The 17,786-nt window shown below is 44.4% G+C and carries 12 protein-coding genes and 1 tRNA gene; 2 read left to right on the top strand and 11 right to left on the bottom strand.

Annotated features, from left to right (window positions below; translation table 11 throughout):
• Positions 1 to 119: 119 nt before the first annotated feature.
• The 3 genes from AB9N12_RS09490 to AB9N12_RS09500 all read right to left on the bottom strand — a co-directional run bounded on the left by AB9N12_RS09490 (position 120) and on the right by AB9N12_RS09500 (position 4,972).
• A complete protein-coding gene (locus AB9N12_RS09490) occupies positions 120 to 668 on the bottom strand; it encodes an RNA polymerase sigma-70 factor (protein WP_369891647.1) in 549 nt (182 codons plus the stop codon).
• A 237-nt stretch (positions 669 to 905) separates the two neighbouring features.
• Complete coding sequence (locus AB9N12_RS09495) at positions 906 to 3,134, bottom strand: alpha-galactosidase (RefSeq protein WP_369891649.1); 2,229 nt, start codon at positions 3,132 to 3,134, stop codon at positions 906 to 908.
• 29 nt (positions 3,135 to 3,163) lie between these two features.
• Positions 3,164 to 4,972, bottom strand: coding sequence for a glycoside hydrolase family 2 protein (locus AB9N12_RS09500; RefSeq protein WP_369892851.1), 1,809 nt, complete (start codon positions 4,970 to 4,972; stop codon positions 3,164 to 3,166).
• A 237-nt stretch (positions 4,973 to 5,209) separates the two neighbouring features.
• On the opposite strand from AB9N12_RS09500, the gene AB9N12_RS09505 reads away from it, so the two are divergent.
• Positions 5,210 to 6,310 carry a family 43 glycosylhydrolase gene (locus AB9N12_RS09505; protein WP_369891651.1) on the top strand — a complete coding sequence of 367 codons (1,101 nt, stop codon included), beginning with the start codon at positions 5,210 to 5,212 and terminating at the stop codon, positions 6,308 to 6,310.
• Positions 6,311 to 6,391: 81 nt separating this feature from the next.
• Here AB9N12_RS09505 and AB9N12_RS09510 read toward each other — a convergent pair whose 3' ends face one another.
• From AB9N12_RS09510 to AB9N12_RS09545, 8 genes are all read right to left on the bottom strand, one after another.
• Positions 6,392 to 8,668, bottom strand: coding sequence for a glycoside hydrolase family 3 protein (locus AB9N12_RS09510; RefSeq protein WP_369891653.1), 2,277 nt, complete (start codon positions 8,666 to 8,668; stop codon positions 6,392 to 6,394).
• A 96-nt stretch (positions 8,669 to 8,764) separates the two neighbouring features.
• Entirely contained in the window at positions 8,765 to 9,988 is a 1,224-nt protein-coding gene (locus AB9N12_RS09515; protein ID WP_369891655.1) for a glycoside hydrolase family 99-like domain-containing protein, read from the bottom strand.
• Between the two features lie 479 nt (positions 9,989 to 10,467).
• Positions 10,468 to 11,421, bottom strand: coding sequence for a type II toxin-antitoxin system antitoxin SocA domain-containing protein (locus tag AB9N12_RS09520; RefSeq protein ID WP_369891657.1), 954 nt, complete (start codon positions 11,419 to 11,421; stop codon positions 10,468 to 10,470).
• Positions 11,414 to 11,776, bottom strand: a complete 363-nt coding sequence (locus tag AB9N12_RS09525) for a toxin (RefSeq protein WP_369891659.1) — start codon at positions 11,774 to 11,776, stop codon at positions 11,414 to 11,416. The genes AB9N12_RS09520 and AB9N12_RS09525 overlap by 8 nt, the downstream gene beginning before the upstream one ends.
• Positions 11,777 to 12,098: 322 nt before the next feature.
• Positions 12,099 to 12,171: transfer RNA gene (locus AB9N12_RS09530), tRNA-Phe, on the bottom strand.
• A 373-nt stretch (positions 12,172 to 12,544) separates the two neighbouring features.
• Entirely contained in the window at positions 12,545 to 12,937 is a 393-nt protein-coding gene (locus tag AB9N12_RS09535; RefSeq protein ID WP_369891661.1) for an HIT family protein, read from the bottom strand.
• A gap of 51 nt (positions 12,938 to 12,988) precedes the next feature.
• Positions 12,989 to 13,453, bottom strand: a complete 465-nt coding sequence (greA, locus tag AB9N12_RS09540) for a transcription elongation factor GreA (protein ID WP_369891663.1) — start codon at positions 13,451 to 13,453, stop codon at positions 12,989 to 12,991.
• A 181-nt stretch (positions 13,454 to 13,634) separates the two neighbouring features.
• Positions 13,635 to 14,786 carry a DUF4369 domain-containing protein gene (locus AB9N12_RS09545; RefSeq protein ID WP_369891665.1) on the bottom strand — a complete coding sequence of 384 codons (1,152 nt, stop codon included), beginning with the start codon at positions 14,784 to 14,786 and terminating at the stop codon, positions 13,635 to 13,637.
• 196 nt (positions 14,787 to 14,982) lie between these two features.
• Here AB9N12_RS09545 and pnp point away from each other — a divergent pair, with 196 nt between their 5' ends.
• Positions 14,983 to 17,109 carry a polyribonucleotide nucleotidyltransferase gene (gene pnp, locus AB9N12_RS09550; RefSeq protein ID WP_369891666.1) on the top strand — a complete coding sequence of 709 codons (2,127 nt, stop codon included), beginning with the start codon at positions 14,983 to 14,985 and terminating at the stop codon, positions 17,107 to 17,109.
• Positions 17,110 to 17,786: the final 677 nt, after the last annotated feature.

Consider the following 17,786-nt stretch of genomic DNA (forward strand, 5'->3'; position numbering starts at 1 on the left):
GTTGCTTGAAAAAACAATAACCCTAGTGGAATAATGATTTTTTTTCAAAAAAGATTAAGAAGAAAAAGTAATGAATATACATACTTCTGCAGGGGAGAGTGGGGAGGTATGAGCAGGGGCTAAAGCAGTATGTCCAAGAAAGGATAGAAATCTTTGAGGTCTGTCCGTAGTTTTTTCAAGGCTTTCGTAATATGGTATTCCACTCCTTTTACCCCAATGCCCAGTTCCCGGGCAATCTCTTCATTGGTTTTATGTTCGAAACGGCTGAGTATGAAGATAGTTTGGGTTTGGCTGTGCATTGTTTTCAGTGATTCTTTTAAGATACTCTGCACGTCCATGCTGTATAGTTTTTGGGGATTACATTCTTCCAAAGTAGATATGCGCATTTGCAATTCGCGCATGCTGTCTTCTTCGAGGGTGGAGCGGATTTTGAGTTTGAGGGCTTCCCTGCGGAAATATTGTAGTATTTTATTGCGGATAGTGCCTATCAGAAAGGGTAATGTCGCACCTATTTCTTCCGCATTGCAGAGTTTTTCCCATAACACAATCATAGCTTCGGCAACGGCGTCTTCGGCTTGTACCATGTCATGAGTATATGACCGGGCGAACACTAAACACTTTCGGTAATATAGCTTATATGCTTCGTTAAATATTTGTTCTTCGCTCATGTTACAATTTTATGTTTCTCTGTACAAAATAAAGGATTAATGGAATAATTTCCAAAGATATTATCCGTAAAATAATGACATGAAAGAATATTTATACGATAAACATTGATTGCTAATTCAATTGTGTTTGGTGGGTTCAAACTGGGATTTTTATTCATACACCTGTAGTTTCTCATCATGTGGAAACTACAGGTATAAATAATGGAATGGCGAAGAACCGGGGAGCATTAGAGAACCCTATATATTGCTTCTGCTATCTTCTTCCAGATAAAGCACGCGGCTGGCATATTCGTTTTGTTTCGAAGGTTCCACTCTGTGGGTAGCGGGAATTTCCAGTCCGTTGTCATTCAGATATGCACCGCTGAAACTTTTACCTTCAAATTTTAAAGGTTCGGTGTCAATGCGGTTCAGCTCATGCACCTTATAATATTTGTCCGGAGCAAGTCCTGCCATCTTCACCCGTGGCAAGTGCTGGTTGCAGAAATGTTCTGTTTTCCACCAGTAGAATACGGCTTTGTCTTTTTCCGGCGATACATACATCAGCGAAGCTGCGCCCTGTTTGTCATACGGAGAAAGTAAACGGTAAATATCTCCGAACTGTACGACGGGACGTATCGTCTTGTATTCGGCAATGGCGTTTCTGCACAATGCCTTTTCCTCTTCCGTCATATTCTTGGGCTGTATTTCCATACCTAAGCGTCCGCTCATGGCTACATCAATACGGAACTTCAGCGGGACGGAACGCGATGTCTGATGGTTGGGGCTTGCACTGATATGCGCCCCCATGCCGATGGCGGGGAAGAAATAGGAAGTGCCCCACTGGATGTAGATACGCTGCAGTGCATCCGTATTGTCGCTTGTCCAGAATTCGTCGAAGTAGGGCAGTACGCCGTAGTTGACACGTCCGCCGCCGCTGGCGCAAGCTTGTATCGTCAGTTGCGGATGGTTGGTGCGGATGCGTCGGCACACATTCTCAAAGCCCCGGTGGTATTCGATGTTCAGGTGGCTTTGGTTGTCTTTGGTCAGGTATTGCGAACCTTGGGTGATGATGGACATGTTGGCGTCCCACTTGATATAGTCAATGTCGGGATAGGAGTTCATCAGTCCGTCCACTGTCTGTACGATAAAATCCTGCACTTGCGGGTTGGAAAGGTCGAGCACGACTTGTGTGCCGCCGCGGGCGCATACCACTTCCCGCTCGGGTGCCTTGATAATCCATTCGGGGTGCTTTTCGTACAGTTCGCTTTGGGTATTAGCCATTTCCGGTTCCAGCCAGATGCCGAACCGTATGCCGTGTTTCCGGGCGTTGTCAAGTAATGACTGCAGTCCACCGGGGAGTTTGGTCTTGTCTACGGTCCAGTCACCCAAGGCATAAGAGTCGTTCTTGCGCGGATATTTGTCGCCGAACCAACCGTCGTCCATTACGAACAATTCGCCTCCCATGGCAGCGATGTCACCCATCATCTGGTCCATCCCCTGTTCGTTGATGTCGAAATAGACGCCTTCCCAACTGTTCAGCAGAATTTTGCGGTAAGTGTTCCCGTTGGCGAGTTTATGCAGGCGTGCCCATTGATAGAATTTCCGGCTGCATCCGCTCATCCCTTCATCGCTGTAGGTCAGTGCCAATGCGGGGGTGCGGAACACTTCTTCTTTTTTCAGGTTGTACCAGGAGTTTTCTTCGTTGATGCCGGCGAGGAAATGGTGCCAGTCGTCTTCTTGCGTGTCAATACGCAGTTTGTAGTTACCGCTGTAGCAAAGTGCTGCACCGATGACACGTCCCGTGTTCTCCTGCGGTTTGCCGTCGAGTGAGAACATCACTTCTGCGTGTGCCGATTGGGAGTTGCGTACCCCGTCCGTGTTTTTGATGACTTTCATGCCCTGTTGCAACGCTTCCTGACAGAGTTGTCCTTCGTTTGCCCAGGCACCGGAAAGATGTGCCAGCCAGACATTGCCACGGCGGACAGGCAGGTAGGCGGAAGCGAACTGCTGAAGTTGGACAGGCTTCTTCTCTTCGTGACGGATTTCAGTCCATGTCTCGATGACATCCGCATCCTGCCATGCTTTGTAGCAGATGTTGACGAAGAAAGGATACACTTTATCTTTCAGTTCTATTACCGTCAAAGTGGCGTTTTCTTCTGTAAGGCGTGTCTCTTTTACGCCTATGACTGCCATTTGAAGTGTCAGGTTACCGTCGGCATGGCGGACGGACAATGCCGTTTCGCATGGATACCCCATTCCGTAGACGGGATAAGCATTTCTCCCGCGTGTCGTTTCGCAAATGCTTCGGATATCCGCATCGGAAGTGCGTAAACCGTAATACAGTAGTTCCGGTGTACCACCGTTCGGTACCGAGAGGAGCAACTGTGTATGGGGAGTGGATATGGTGACATTCTGTGCCGGCAGAAGTGTAGACAACAGCCAGGCGGAAATGAAGAAAAACAGATTTCTTTTGTTCATAATTATCATAATAGTAAATTACATGTTTTTTATGTTTACTAATGGGAACTTTTTGTAGGAAGCGTATTATCCAGGCAATGGCAAACTTCACTGTTAACTTTCTGTAATGCATCCGCATTCATTTTCACTACTTTGCGGTCGTAGGTCATCAGTCCGTTGATTTCCGATTCCACATCGGTAGTTTGGGTATATACGGCACCGCATAGTCCCAATGTAGACAGTTCTTTGAGGCGGTTGGCATATTTCAGATACTGTTCCGTAGCCTCTTCTTTACCTTTCAGGTCACCGTATCCCCAATTACGGTCTTCGTTCCACAGATGTCCTTTCAGTGCCATGCCGATTCCACCGAACTCACCGATTACATTCACACGGTCGGCATCGAAGAGGAACATGACAGGTTCCGGATAACTGTGCAGGTCGAGAATGTCCCCGCAAGGGAAATAATTGCCGCCACTGGCGGGATTCACCGGGCGTGTCGGGTCATATTTCTTGGTCCACTCGGCTATTTCTACAGGTTTGAATTGTCCCATCGCTTCGTTGAACGGTGTCCATACGCCGATGCAGGGGTAAGAATAGAGACAGTCCATCACCTCTTTCCATTCTTTCCGGTAGATAGCTTCCGATTCCGGAGTGCGTACCATCTCCGGACCATAGTAGAATTGCTTGTATTGCCAGTCTTGATTCTTGTCGCCGTTGGGCATATCCTGCCATACCATCATTCCCAGACGGTCACAATGCGCATACCAACGTGCCGGTTCCACTTTCAGGTGCTTGCGTATCATGTTGAATCCGAGTTCTTTGGTCTTCTCGATGTCGTAGCACAAGGCTTCGTCCGTCGGTGCGGTATACAGCCCGTCAGGCCACCATCCTTGGTCGAGCGGTCCGAAGTGGAAGATGTCTTTATTGTTCAGTTGCAGGCGCATATAGCCTTTTTTATCTCTTCGTGTAGAGAACTTCCGCATGGCAGTGTAACTTTTCACTTTGTCCTGCAATTTGCCGTTGGCATAGAATGAGATTTCCAGGTCATAGAGCGAAGGAGAGTCGGGAGACCATAGCTTGCAATCTGTCGGCATCGGTATTTCTACGGAAGTATGGTTCAATGCACTGCCGGAGGCGATAATTTTGTTATTGTCAATGACTTTCACTTCTATCCGGTCGTTGGCTTTTGGATTGTTCACTGTTGTTTCCACCGTCAGTTTGCCACTGTCTATGTCGGGAGTCGTCCGGATGTTTTCTATGGCACGTTCGGGGACAGGTTCCAGCCATACGGTTTGCCAGATGCCGCTCACCGGTGTATACCATATATGTCCAGGGTTGCTTACCTGCTTGCCGCGTGCCTGTTTGCCTTTGTCCGTCGGGTCCCATACCCGCACCACTATTTCATTATCACCTTTTATCAGTGCTTGTGTGATGTCAAATGCAAAAGAAGTGAATCCGCCGCAGTGTTCACCGAGCTTGGTGCCGTTCACCCATACGGTGGTTTTCCAGTCTACTGCTCCGAAATTCAGCAACACCCGTTGTCCTTTCCAGCGGGAAGGCACGGAGAAAGTGCGCCGATACCATAACTCGTTATTTTCTCCCAATTCTTTTCCTACACCGGAAAGTGCGGATTCTACGGCAAAAGGTACCAGAATCTCACCGTCATACGTTGTCGGCATTGCTTTACCCGATGGAAGGATAGCATACTGCCAGAGTCCGTTCAGATTCATCCATTCCGCACGTTCCATCAAAGGACGCGGGTATTCGGGCAATACGTTATTTACGTCTACTTGTGCTGCCCATTCTGTAACAATTCTGTTACCGGCAGGTTTCCACTGGGCATAAGAATCGGTGCAACACACTAACATGATTAACACCTCATAGATGTACGAATACTTCGCCATCCCTTTCATTACCATTTCCATAAGGACCAATATTTTATGTATTTCTTACATTGTTTTTTGTTCACTTTGCAAAAGTGTTAAATCTCTGGATGAATAAAGGCTAAAATTCTACCTATAAAGAATAAAATTCTATCAGAATGTGGATAATTGCTTTTTTTATACTTCCTTTGTAACAGTTTTTAGCCTTAAAGTTCATTTTTTATGATACGTCTTATACATATTGTGGGGATATTGGCTTGTTTGTTCAGTAACTTTTCCTGCCAGTATAAAGTAGCAACATCTCACGCATCGGAAACCATAGATTCCGCTTCCTATTATACGAATCCGCTTTTGTATAATAGTGGTTCGACTTTTGGCGCTCTGTTTCATGACGGTATGTATTATTATATTTGCGGGGTGGATGATAAAATCTGTTTGTGGGCATTGGAAGACATTACTGAAATATCACATGTACCTGCCAAAACGATATGGCCAGTGAACAACAATCAATCTTATTCTCATATCTGGGATCCGCAAATACATTATATCAATGGAAAGTGGTATGTGTATTTCAATATGGACGATGGCGATTTGGACAACCGCCAGTTGTATGTACTGGAAAATGCTTCACCCAACCCGTTGGAGGGGGAATTTGTGTTGAAAGGCAAGATTTCCACCGATCCTCACAATAATCTTGCTATTTACGGACATCCGTTTGTACATAAAGGCAAACTGTATCTGCTTTGGAGCGGCTGGAAAAACAAGCGTATCTTTGAGGAAATGCAATGCTTGTATATTGCCGAAATGTCCGATCCGTGGACGTTGGCATCCGAACGTGTCCTGATATCCGAACCTAAGTATGAATGGGAATGTCAATGGGTGGGGACCGACGGGAATAAAACCGCTTATCCTGTCTACGTCAATGAGATGCCTTTTCTTTTTCATTCCCGCAACAAGGACAAACTTCTTATTTACTATTCCGCCAGTGCCAACTGGACTCCTTATCACTGTATCGGATTACTAGTTGCCAGTGCCGACAGCGACCTGCTTTCTCCTACTTCATGGACTAAATTGTCCGAACCGGTTTTCAGACAATCACCAGAAAACAACGTATACGCCCCCGTCAATATATGTTTCATACCTTCACCGGATTATAAAGAGTGGTATATGCTTTATCTAGTACACAACTCGCCTCATAATACACTTGTGGAGAATAATTGCTCTTTACGGATGCAACCTATCGGCTGGGATGAGGCAGGATTGCCTTTGTTGGGCAAACCGGCAAAAGAAGGAGAAGTGTTTCGTAAACCTTCCGGGCTTTAGAATAAAAAAGTTCCGCACGTGTCCGGCGAATGAATCAGTCGGTATGCGTGCGGAACTTTTATTGAGAACTGAAAACGGATATTACTTGTATTTTTTCACTCGCTCATCGTCTATCACTCCCTTCCAGTTTAGTCCATACGTATAATCGTACACATGACCGTCGGCATCGTGATAACAACGCATATCATGTGGAGTATCTTCCGCCTGTTCCTCTACCGTGCGCATGTCTGCCGGCATTTGGAAGGGCAGCAAGGCGGAAGGCTCCGCTTTTCCTGACATCAGGTCGAGAACCGTCTGACGCTGTACGTCGAACAACAGGAACAATGCATCGGCATAAGGCTCTATCTCGCTCAACACGGGAGGATTCAGTACATTGATGGCCACAATCACCGGCTTTTCTCCCATGCTCTTCTTTGTTTGGATGACCAGGTCCATGTCACCCTTGTTGACAGTCTTCACGCTTTTGCCTCGATAGCTGCGGTTGGTGAACTCCTCGTACGGGTCGCCACCGGATAGGCTCTGTGCCCGGGCATACGTGGCGGTATAATCGCTATATTGCAGGCTGATAGGGCGATAACCCGTATCTTTTCCTGTTCGTGCTGCTTCTTCGTCGAAACCGTAACCACTGTTGGGAGACTCGATGAATACGATAGCCGCATCAGCTTCTTGCGGAGTGGAAACCAACTCGAAGTATCTTTCCACTAATTCCTTGCTCAGCGGGGTGATGTGCTGTTCTTCGATACGTCCACCCCAGAAGTCAATGTAGGAGGGGACATAACGCTCGGGGATATACACTTTCTTCTTTCCTTCCAACGGCAGTACGCCTGCATGGTTCTTTAACATGACAACACTTTTCAATTGGGCATCGTATCCTTCCTGCATGAATTCGGGACAGCCTACCACTTCGCTTGTGTATGTCGGATCGAGATAAGGATTCTCGAACAAACCGGTGCGGAAGATATTGGTCAATAAACGGCGGGCGGAAGTCCGCATACGTTTCTGCATCCACTCTTCACCCTGTTTTTCCACTCCTATACGGTAAGCATCAAGCACAGGTCCCCGGTCGTTATTTCCGCCGAATTGGTCGACTCCTGCCATCAGAACTTTGTAATGACGTTCCGCCACGCTTTTGGTTTCCATGCCCCACGGTTTTCCTTTGCAGGCGTATACTCCCACTTCGTCATGCGTGATTCCCCAGTCGGAGCAAATCACTCCGTTGTAGTTCTGTTGTTCGCGCAGCATATTTTGGATAAACTTCCGGCTGAAACCACTACCTACACCGTCCGGTTCGAAACCTACGCAAGCGGAATAGTCGGGCATCAAGGCAGCAGATACCTTGGTTTTGCCTTCCAGCTTGAAAGCGCCTTCCGTGAAAGGCTGCGTATGCAATTCGAAATTGCCATTGGGAAAAACGGCGTATTTTCCATATCCCTGATGACCGTCTCGCCCGCCTTCGTTGCATGCTCCAGTCCCCGGCCAGTGTTTCACCATCGTGTTCACACTGTTCCAGCCCCATCCGTCACAGATTTCCGCATCGCCTTCCGATGTCTGGAAACCGTCGCAATAGGCACGTGCCATGTCGGTAGCAAGTTTGGTTCCTTCTCCCATTGTATAACAGAAGCGCATCCACCGCGGGTCGGTTCCTATGTCCACCATCGGGAAGAGGGAAGTGGTGAAACCTAATGCTCTGTATTCTATGGAGCCTATTTCCGCAAAGCGTTTCATGATTTCGGGTGAGAAAGTGGCGCACATACCTAGACTGCCCGGCCACATGGAGATTTTGCCACCTCCGCCGGCGTTGAATTCCGCATCCGCCCGCGATGAGTGGCGGGGGTCAGAAGAATTGTTGCATGGAATACCGAATCTCAGACTTTCCACATAACTTTGTGCCGCATTGTTCCAACGGGCAGCCGTTTCCGGGCTTTCCACAGAGGTGATAAGCACGTGGCGTACTCCGTCTTTCTCGAGAAACGTCTTTTGTTCATCGGTCAGCTCCCAGGCAGGAACACCGCTTTCGGTATGTGTTTTGCCGTTGTATATGTTTCTGTTCACGGGGATGGTCTGATGGCTACTGTAGAGCATAAGCCCTGCGATGTCTTCCATGCTGAGCTGGGCAGTCAAGTCCGCCACACGTGCATCTACCGGTTGCCGCCAGTCTTCATATACGTCCAATCTACCGTTGCGGTTCAAGTCTTTGAACGCATATCCATCCTGTCGGATAATGGTGATTCCTGACGTTGGGCTGTATCCTAATGTGGCACCGTCTTTTTGGGTTATCAAATGATATCCGTCTGCTACGGATTCCGTCCATCGTTGTCCGCTGCAACTGCATAGTACGCAGCCGGATAATAAGAGCATCGAATATAAACTTTTTCTTATCATGGTTTTTATTTCAATGTAAGTAGTATTTTTTCTAATTTTTTCTCTGTAATCATTTTCGTTCCCGTACTTATTCTATTTCTTGTTTCCAAAATTCTCATACTCGCCGTTCATCACCCGTTTTACGGCATTCAGGTAACCGAATCCGTTTTTCATATCGGGCAGGAGATAGCTGCCCTCCACCCATTCGTTCCAGGAGTTGATTGTAATCAGTTTGGGGCGTTCGGGACGTTGATCTACGTACTCTTTCGTTTTTTGCAGGAAAGCGGCGAAACTTTCGGGCGAGTCATTGTAATGCACGATTTCGTTGGCTTTTTTGTTCGGGAACCGAGGTGAATCGTCCCAGCCGATAGATACATTCGGGAAGAAAGGAACCTCGAGCGAATCCAATGCTTGCGTCCATTGTTCTCTGCGTTGCATAGCTTTTGTTCCCCATGATACATAGTCTTCCTCGAAAGGCCATCCCCAGTTGTATTTTGTTACGCTATTGACGCCTACCGTGGCCACCATTTCCATAAATTCGGGGAAGGGGAAGCCATCGCCGATGAGTTGGAGATGTAAATCCGGGAATCCGGCTTTTTTTACTTCTTCTCTAAAGTAGTCCATTGCCTTTTTTACCCCTTTGGCATCGCCGAAGTTCTCGCGTAGCTCGTAGTAACCGAAGATAGAGAATACCGGACAACCGTCTATCTTGAAATAGTTCGGTTGGTGGAAATATTGGCGTATTACCCGTTCTACGATGATTTTGAAGTTATCCCAGTCTACCGTCCCGTTCCATAAACGCGATTTATCATCTTTGTATCGGTGTACATTCCAATAGTTGTGTGCTACGTGGTGGTTAGCCCACATCAGGTAGAATTTCATTTTTTCGTTGTTTTTGGCTTTCAGGAATCCGTTGTTGACGGTGCTTTCCAAAAAAGGCTGCCCATCATACCAGTACCAGTCGAAGATAAACATATTGATGCCGTGGGCGGTTGCCACATCAATCCATTTTTCCATCACTTGTGTGTCATCATCCATTTCGTATCCCCACAAAGGTACTTTTGGCTGATAGTGCCCTTCGAAACGGGGAGTGCCTTTTTTGATGACTTCCCATTCGCCGATACCTTCTCCCCATAAAGTGTCTTGTGCCATCGGGTCGTTGTGGCATGACGGCCATATATAGGCTGCCACATAATAGTCCTCTTGTTCTTCCGGCTGTCCGTCAACTTTTTGAGTAGACGGGGCACATGAGCAGATTGTCGTCATGGCTGCCGTTATAAAGAAACTTCTCCATACATTTTTTGTGATTGTCTTCATAGGAAATTTGTAATATTAATAAATAATGCGCAAATGTATGAATTGGCAAGAACTATAAAGGCTAAAATTTTGCCTTAATAGGCTAAAATTCTGTCAAACGGATTTATAGGAATGAGGTTTGAGGCTTTTCTAAAAGTAGATGTTTAAACCTTATGAAAGGTTTATTGTGGTAATGTGGGTTAAGATTGCACTATACGAGCTACACAAACTGATTTCCCTGAATAACGTGAGCACGGTCCGCATAACCAACTATGAAGCCACGATGCAATGGTTGTACGATGCCACCGCTGTAAAATCAACTCTCAGATTTTACGCAAGCTGGACGGTGAAAAGAAGCCCATCAGCAAAATTGCTATGGCAACCTTCCTGCGCGACTACGACCCATGCAAAAATCTGTAGCAGATTTAGTGAGACTGCCCGGAATAACCCCGACAAGGTGCAAATCCCGACCATTACAGTCGGGATCCGTTTTTATTGAATTATACCATCGATAAATCAAAGGCATAGGAATAGTCAATACATTTTTTGTTTTCGTGATTGTCCAACCAGCCTTTTTCCTTATGGCTGATTTGTGAAATTTCGCCGGCTTTTGTATTCTTGAACCGTTCTGCAACATCTTTCAGTACGTTGACTTCCGTTTCATCAAACACCTCCATATCGGGTTCTGTATTGGAGTTCAGCTCAATACCGGACGTCATGTCAGGAAAAATATACTCATCCATTCTTATCTCCGGAATGGAATCATAGACACGTCCCCAATTTTCAGGAACCGGTCCGTATGGCAATGCCGAATACTCCAATCCTGTAATTCCGTAGCCCTTGCGACGGTAACACAGAAAATCTACATAAAACAAAAGCTTGTTCATTTTGGTCACGAACACACCTTTCATTTCCTTGATAAAATATTTTACGGCAGCAGCTATTTTTGTCGGGGAGTATGAGACATACCCTGATAATGCGGATGGCTGATTTTCTGGACACTCGTATTGTGGCAGACCCGTAACCCGTTTGTGTATTTTCGCGTAATCCTTTTCCCCGATAGTCTGAATGGAAGCCTCAAGGAAAGACAGGAATGTACGTTTGTCCCTGATCGCGATCAACATGCGGGCGTTTGAGGTGCTAGGCATCTCTCCGTTTTCATAATAACGGTATTGGTTTGCACCGAAGCCAAGAATCTCAGACATCTTGAGTGCTGACAGCCCATAATATTTCCGCAGAGCGCATATCTCATCTGGAAACGGTATTCCATGACGGACACGGTATTGATTATAAACTTGACTCATGTTAACCTCGTCAAGTTCCGTTGTCGTCCAAAATTCTCCGTTTTTATCTATAATGCCTACATGGATATAGTCAAACTGCTCTTTTCTGAAAACAACTGTTCGCAATTCCGTGAACAGCTGCTCACCGTCTGCAAGTTTTATTTTATTCATCGTCAATTGTTTTAAGAGGGTAAGACATTGGATGCTCTGCCGTATGAAACGAAATGCAGATAGTATGAGAATTTGGTGTTCCCATTGAAATCTTGATGTAAACCTCGGTTCCGTTAACATCTTTTCCGAACACCCACATTTCCCCGTAGTTATTCAGTTCATCTGTAATCGGCCCCTCCGAATAATCGTGCCATTTCAATGATATGACCACTTCTTCTCGCAAACGCGGCGAGATTTCCAGATCAAGCAACGTGTTGCGGTTCTTATCCCGGTCATCACGGAATCTTATTCCGAAGATTTTCACCTTAACACAAAAGTTGCTCAGAAACTTTTCTACATCTTCTTTCGTAATCATAGTGCAAAGTTACAATATTAAAATAAATGATACAACCTTAAAGTTGAATTTTTAATCCTGTATAACAAAAATACATGGTGCTGGACTAAACGATTTATTTACCATTTCAAAATTTATCTATCACCAATTTAGGTGGTAGATAAACTATTCCCAGCCCGTGGAGCACAATACATTAACGGTTGTTGCCATATTGATTTTCGGTTTAACTCTTGATTTAACTCTGATAGTAAAAAGTGGCTAAATCCGTAGAAAAATGGGGTAGCATATAAAGAAAAAGCAGTTGTCTTTATTGATAACTGCTTAATAATTAGTCTTTTAAAAGTGGTGCCACCAGGAATCGAACCGGGGACACAAGGATTTTCAGTCCTTTGCTCTACCAACTGAGCTATGGCACCTTTCTCGTTTGCGGGTGCAAAGATAAGTATATTTTTTAATATCGCAATAACTTCGGGGAAAATTTTTGCCAAATTCTGATTGGTGAAAGTATGGATGTATTTTTATTAGAATAAACCTCACGCCAAACTGTTTTCACGTTTATTATCTTCAAGAAAACAGAGATTAACTATTATCTTAACATTGTATGCACACAGATGCTGGCAAAAGTTGCATCGTACTATTTTTTAGGTATAAAGGAGGGGCGAAAATAAAGAAGCTGTCTAACAAGTTCTATTTTAACGATTTCACCCCTTCCAGAATATGTTTTGGCAGGGGTGACTTCTAATTACTGAGACCTGTTAGGCAGCCTCTTCATTATTTCATCATCATGTTTTATAGAGAGGAGTTGATTGCTTGTGCTATGGATTTGAATTCTTCATTCGACAATTTCAGTTTCGGATTCGAAAACAACATATCCGATTCCTTTTGAATAGGAATTAAATGAATATGTGCATGAGGCACTTCCAATCCGATAACAGCTTCGCCTACCTTTCGGCAAGGGAATGCTTTTTCAATGGCACGGGCTATCTTCTTTGCAAACACATGCATAGCAGCCAGGTCTTCATCGCTCAAATCGAAAATATAGTCAACTTCTTGTTTGGGCACTACCAATGTATGTCCCTTTACCAACGGGTTGATATCAAGAAAAGCAAAAAACTTTTCATTTTCTGCCACCTTATAGCAGGGTATCTCGCCTGCGATGATTCTACTGAATATTGTTGCCATAACTTTTATTGATAAATTAAGGCAAGCCCCACACGGAGACCTGCCTTTACGTTAAATTGATATGCTTACTACTTCCAGTGCAATTTTACCTTGTGGAACAGTGATTTCTGCTATATCACCCACTTTCTTGCCAAGCAGACCTTGTGCAATCGGAGTGTTAACGGAAATCTTTCCTTCCTTCAGGTTTGCTTCACTTTCTGAAACGATGGTATAAATCATCTTCATGCCATTCTTTACATTCTTTAGTTCCACCTTATTTAAAATCTGTATGGAATCTGTGTTTAATTTAGATTCATCGATGATTTTTGCATCTGCAATGGTAGCTTTCAATTTGTTGATACGCATTTCAAGCATACCTTGCGCCTCTTTTGCTGCGTCGTATTCAGCGTTTTCAGACAAGTCTCCTTTATCTCTGGCTTCGGCTATTGCCGCCGAGATCTTCGGGCGTTCCACTGTTTCCAGTTCCTTCAGTTCCGCCATCAGTTTCTTGTAACCTTCTTCTGACATATAAGCCATGATGTTTTCCTCCTTTAATTGTGTTAAATGGTCATATAAACAAAAAAGAATTCCAACATGAGTCATGTTGGAACCCTCTCTTCATTATTTCTTTGCAAAGATAGCTCTTTAAGTGATACGTGTCAAGTGAAAAAAGATGCTATGTAACATATTTAAAAGAAATATGCTAAATTATAACAACTTAGAGTAATGACTTGACAGCTGCTTCCAAATTCTTAATATCTTCGCCACGAAGCTTCAATTCGTTGTTGCGATTAATCAAAAAGAGAGATGGAACCTGGCGGACATTATATATGGCTACATTGGTGGAGTAAACTCCATTTCCATCGCGCACACAAACCCATGGAAGGTTGTCTGCCGCTGTTTTCCAGTAGTGCTCGTCCGCATCGAGCGACACCTGATATATTTCCAGTCCTTCTTTAGCGTATGTATTATATAGTTCGCGAAGCATCAGGTTGTGAGGAGCTCCGGCAGGTGACTGAAATACGGAGAAATCGAGCAAAACGACTTTGCCTTTCAGGTCAGTTAGCTTGCGCACATTCCCTTTCACATCACGTAAGGCGATGTCAATGATGCCGGTTTCTACAATCTTATCTTGTGGAATCTCCAACGCTTTCGTTTGTGGCTGGCGCGTGTTCTTCATTCCTTTGATTACGATATTATAAAGGTTTTTGGAACGTACGGCATGAGGGAACGTATTGTTGAGACTCGTAGCAACGGCTGCGAAACATTTCACATCGTCTTTATTGTTCAACGGGTCGAATATCAGATAATTATTGAGCTTCTGGAACAGGGCAAAGTAAGCCGCAGCCGTGTTAGGATTAGCGAAAATATAGTTTACTTTGACATCTTCCTTATAGTTGTCGAGCAATGTTACCAGGCTATCTTCGAACATATCGTGCCCTATCCTGTTACTGCGCAAAGATACCAGCAAATCATTTACCTCTTTTTGAAGGTGGATCTGCTTCAATGTCAGCTCTTTGATTTTATTGCTGTTTTCCGAACCTTCCACTGCATAAGCAGTAGAGAAGTCCACATACGGAGCTTTGATCTGAATTGTTTCGATAGAATCGACAGAAAAATTGATGATTTTGTCGTCAATCCGTAAACGGTAGAATTCGGGTGATTCGGGACGAGGCTGCTTGAAACTGAATGTACCTTCCCCTTTCAGCTTCACTGAATCGAGCGGAACAATACCTTCCAGACCGGAAGCTTCGAGATAAAGCATTTTACCCTCGGCTCCTGATACATCCCCCTTCACCTGGAATGTAGGGCCGGAACTACAAGCAGTAATAGTAAGTGCGGTGAGCGCTGCAAAAGTAACCTTTTTCATATAGTGTGTGTTATTAACAAGATGCAAATATACTTCTTTTCGAGATTAGTCAAAGCATTTTGTACTGTTCTTCATCCTAATTTTGAAAAAAAATCGGTTTGTAGCTAACTTTTTACCTCATTTCCACCTGATTACCACGATAAATGTATATCTTTGCAGGAATTTTGAAAGAAAAAGTATAGATAAAACAATTTTTATGATTAACCCAATTGTTAAGACAATCGAGTTATCTGATGGAAGAACCATCACACTCGAGACGGGAAAGTTGGCAAAACAGGCAGACGGTTCTGTAATGCTCCGCATGGGAAATACCATGTTGTTGGCTACTGTTTGTGCCGCTAAAGATGCAGTTCCCGGAACAGATTTTATGCCTTTACAGGTAGAGTACAAAGAAAAATTTGCGGCATTCGGTCGTTTTCCCGGTGGTTTCACCAAGCGAGAAGGTAGAGCTTCTGATTATGAGATTCTGACTTGTCGTCTTGTTGACCGTGCTCTCCGTCCTTTATTCCCCGATAATTATCATGCAGAGGTATATGTGAACATCATCCTCTTTTCTGCTGATGGCGTGGATATGCCGGATGCATTGGCAGGACTTGCCGCTTCTGCAGCACTTGCCGTTTCAGATATTCCTTTCAACGGACCGATTTCTGAAGTACGTGTAGCACGTATCGATGGTCAGTTCGTTATTAATCCTACTTTTGAACAACTGGAAAAAGCTGATATGGATCTGATGGTAGCCGCTACTTATGAGAACATCATGATGGTAGAGGGTGAAATGCACGAAGTATCCGAAGCTGAATTGCTGGAGGCTATGAAAGTAGCTCACGAAGCTATCAAAGTTCATTGTAAAGCTCAGATGGAGTTGACAGAAGAGGTTGGAAAAACAGTAAAACGTGAATACTGCCATGAAGTGAACGATGAAGATTTGCGCAAGGCTGTTCATGAAGCATGTTACGAAAAAGCTTACGCTGTTGCCGCTTCCGGAAACAACAACAAACACGAACGTTTGGCCGCTTTCGAAGCTATCTGTGAAGAATTTAAAGCTCAATTCTCAGAAGAAGAGTTGGATGAGAAGGGGGCATTGATCGACCGTTACTACCACGATGTAGAAAAAGAAGCGATGCGCCGTTCTATCCTTGACGAAGGGAAGCGCTTGGATGGCCGTACGACTACGGAAATCCGCCCGATCTGGTGTGAGGTTGGTCCTCTGCCCGGTCCTCACGGATCTGCTATATTTACCCGTGGTGAAACACAATCACTGACCTCTGTTACTCTGGGTACCAAACTGGATGAGAAGATCATTGATGATGTTTTGGAACACGGAAAAGAACGTTTCTTGTTACATTATAATTTCCCTCCTTTCTCTACAGGTGAAGCAAAAGCACAGCGTGGTGTAGGTCGTCGTGAAATCGGTCACGGTCACTTGGCTTGGCGTGCTTTGAAAGGGCAGATTCCAGCTGACTATCCGTATGTAGTACGTGTGGTTTCAGATATTCTCGAATCTAACGGTTCTTCTTCTATGGCTACTGTATGTGCCGGGACATTGGCGTTGATGGATGCTGGTGTGAAGATCAAGAAACCGGTATCAGGTATCGCTATGGGGTTGATTAAGAATCCGGGTGAAGAGAAATATGCTATATTGTCTGATATCTTGGGTGACGAAGATCACTTGGGAGATATGGACTTCAAAGTAACGGGAACTAAAGATGGTATTACGGCTACTCAGATGGATATCAAGGTGGACGGTCTGTCTTACGAAATCCTGGAACGTGCTTTGAATCAGGCAAAAGAAGGACGTATGTATATCCTGAACAAGATTACTGAAACAATTGCCGAACCACGTGCTGATTTGAAAGAACATGCTCCACGCATTGAAACGATGACAATTCCCAAAGAATTTATCGGTGCTGTGATCGGTCCTGGTGGAAAGATTATCCAAGGTATGCAGGAAGAAACAGGTGCTGTGATTACTATCGAAGAAATTGACGGTGTGGGGCGCATCGAAGTTTCCGGAACAAACAAAAAATGTATTGATGATGCAATGCGCATGATTAAAGCAATTGTTGCTGTTCCTGAAGTGGGCGAAGTTTATAAAGGTAAAGTTCGTTCTATTATGCCTTACGGTGCATTTGTCGAATTCTTGCCGGGCAAGGATGGTTTGCTGCACATCTCTGAAATTGATTGGAAGCGTCTGGAAACAGTAGAAGAAGCAGGAATTAAGGAAGGTGATGAAATTGAAGTAAAACTGATTGATATTGATCCGAAAACAGGCAAATTCAAACTTTCGAGAAAAGTGTTGATACCCAAACCGGAAAAGAAGTAAACGAGTATTATCTTTCTATATAATGAATGAGAGGCTGTCTAACAGGTCTCAGTAATTAGAAATCACCCCTGCCAAAAGATACTTTGGCAGGGGTGAAAGCGTTAAAATAAGACTTGTTGGACAGCCTCTCTTTTTTTAGTAACATTCGGAGGTGGCCTGTTCTATATATAATAGCCGATATATGTTTAGATTCATTCCAATTTCTTAAACCCTTTGAGGAGATGAAAGCGGTTCACCGGTAAAATCATGTTCCCTGCTATCTCTTCTTTAAAAAAAGAATCGGAAAGTACCCCCATACCTTCCGATTCGAAACAGTCAAAAATCGACCTTAATCAATTTATTAACTTAACACGTTGCAAAGATATGAGAAAAATTTCTTTGAAAGAGTTTTTTTGCTCAAAAAGTTTATGATACAGGCAAATATACCCTCTAATGGAGCCGTTTCCTTTGCTTTAGAACCAAGGCTTTGTTCCTTTTGAAGGAATGCCCCCTTCTTTGAAAAGGAAGAGGACGAAAACGTTGTTGCTTTAGAACGTCGTTTGTAGAATATTGAAAAAAGTCTGCAGAAATAAAGAATAGATAAATTGAAAGGAATCGTAATGGATGAAACAAACACCTTATGGAATAACTGATTGGGGTCGAATCCCGAAAGAGTCTGACTTTGGCAATGCTGGAAG

The organism is Bacteroides sp. AN502(2024) (assembly GCF_041227145.1).
Taxonomy (GTDB): domain Bacteria; phylum Bacteroidota; class Bacteroidia; order Bacteroidales; family Bacteroidaceae; genus Bacteroides.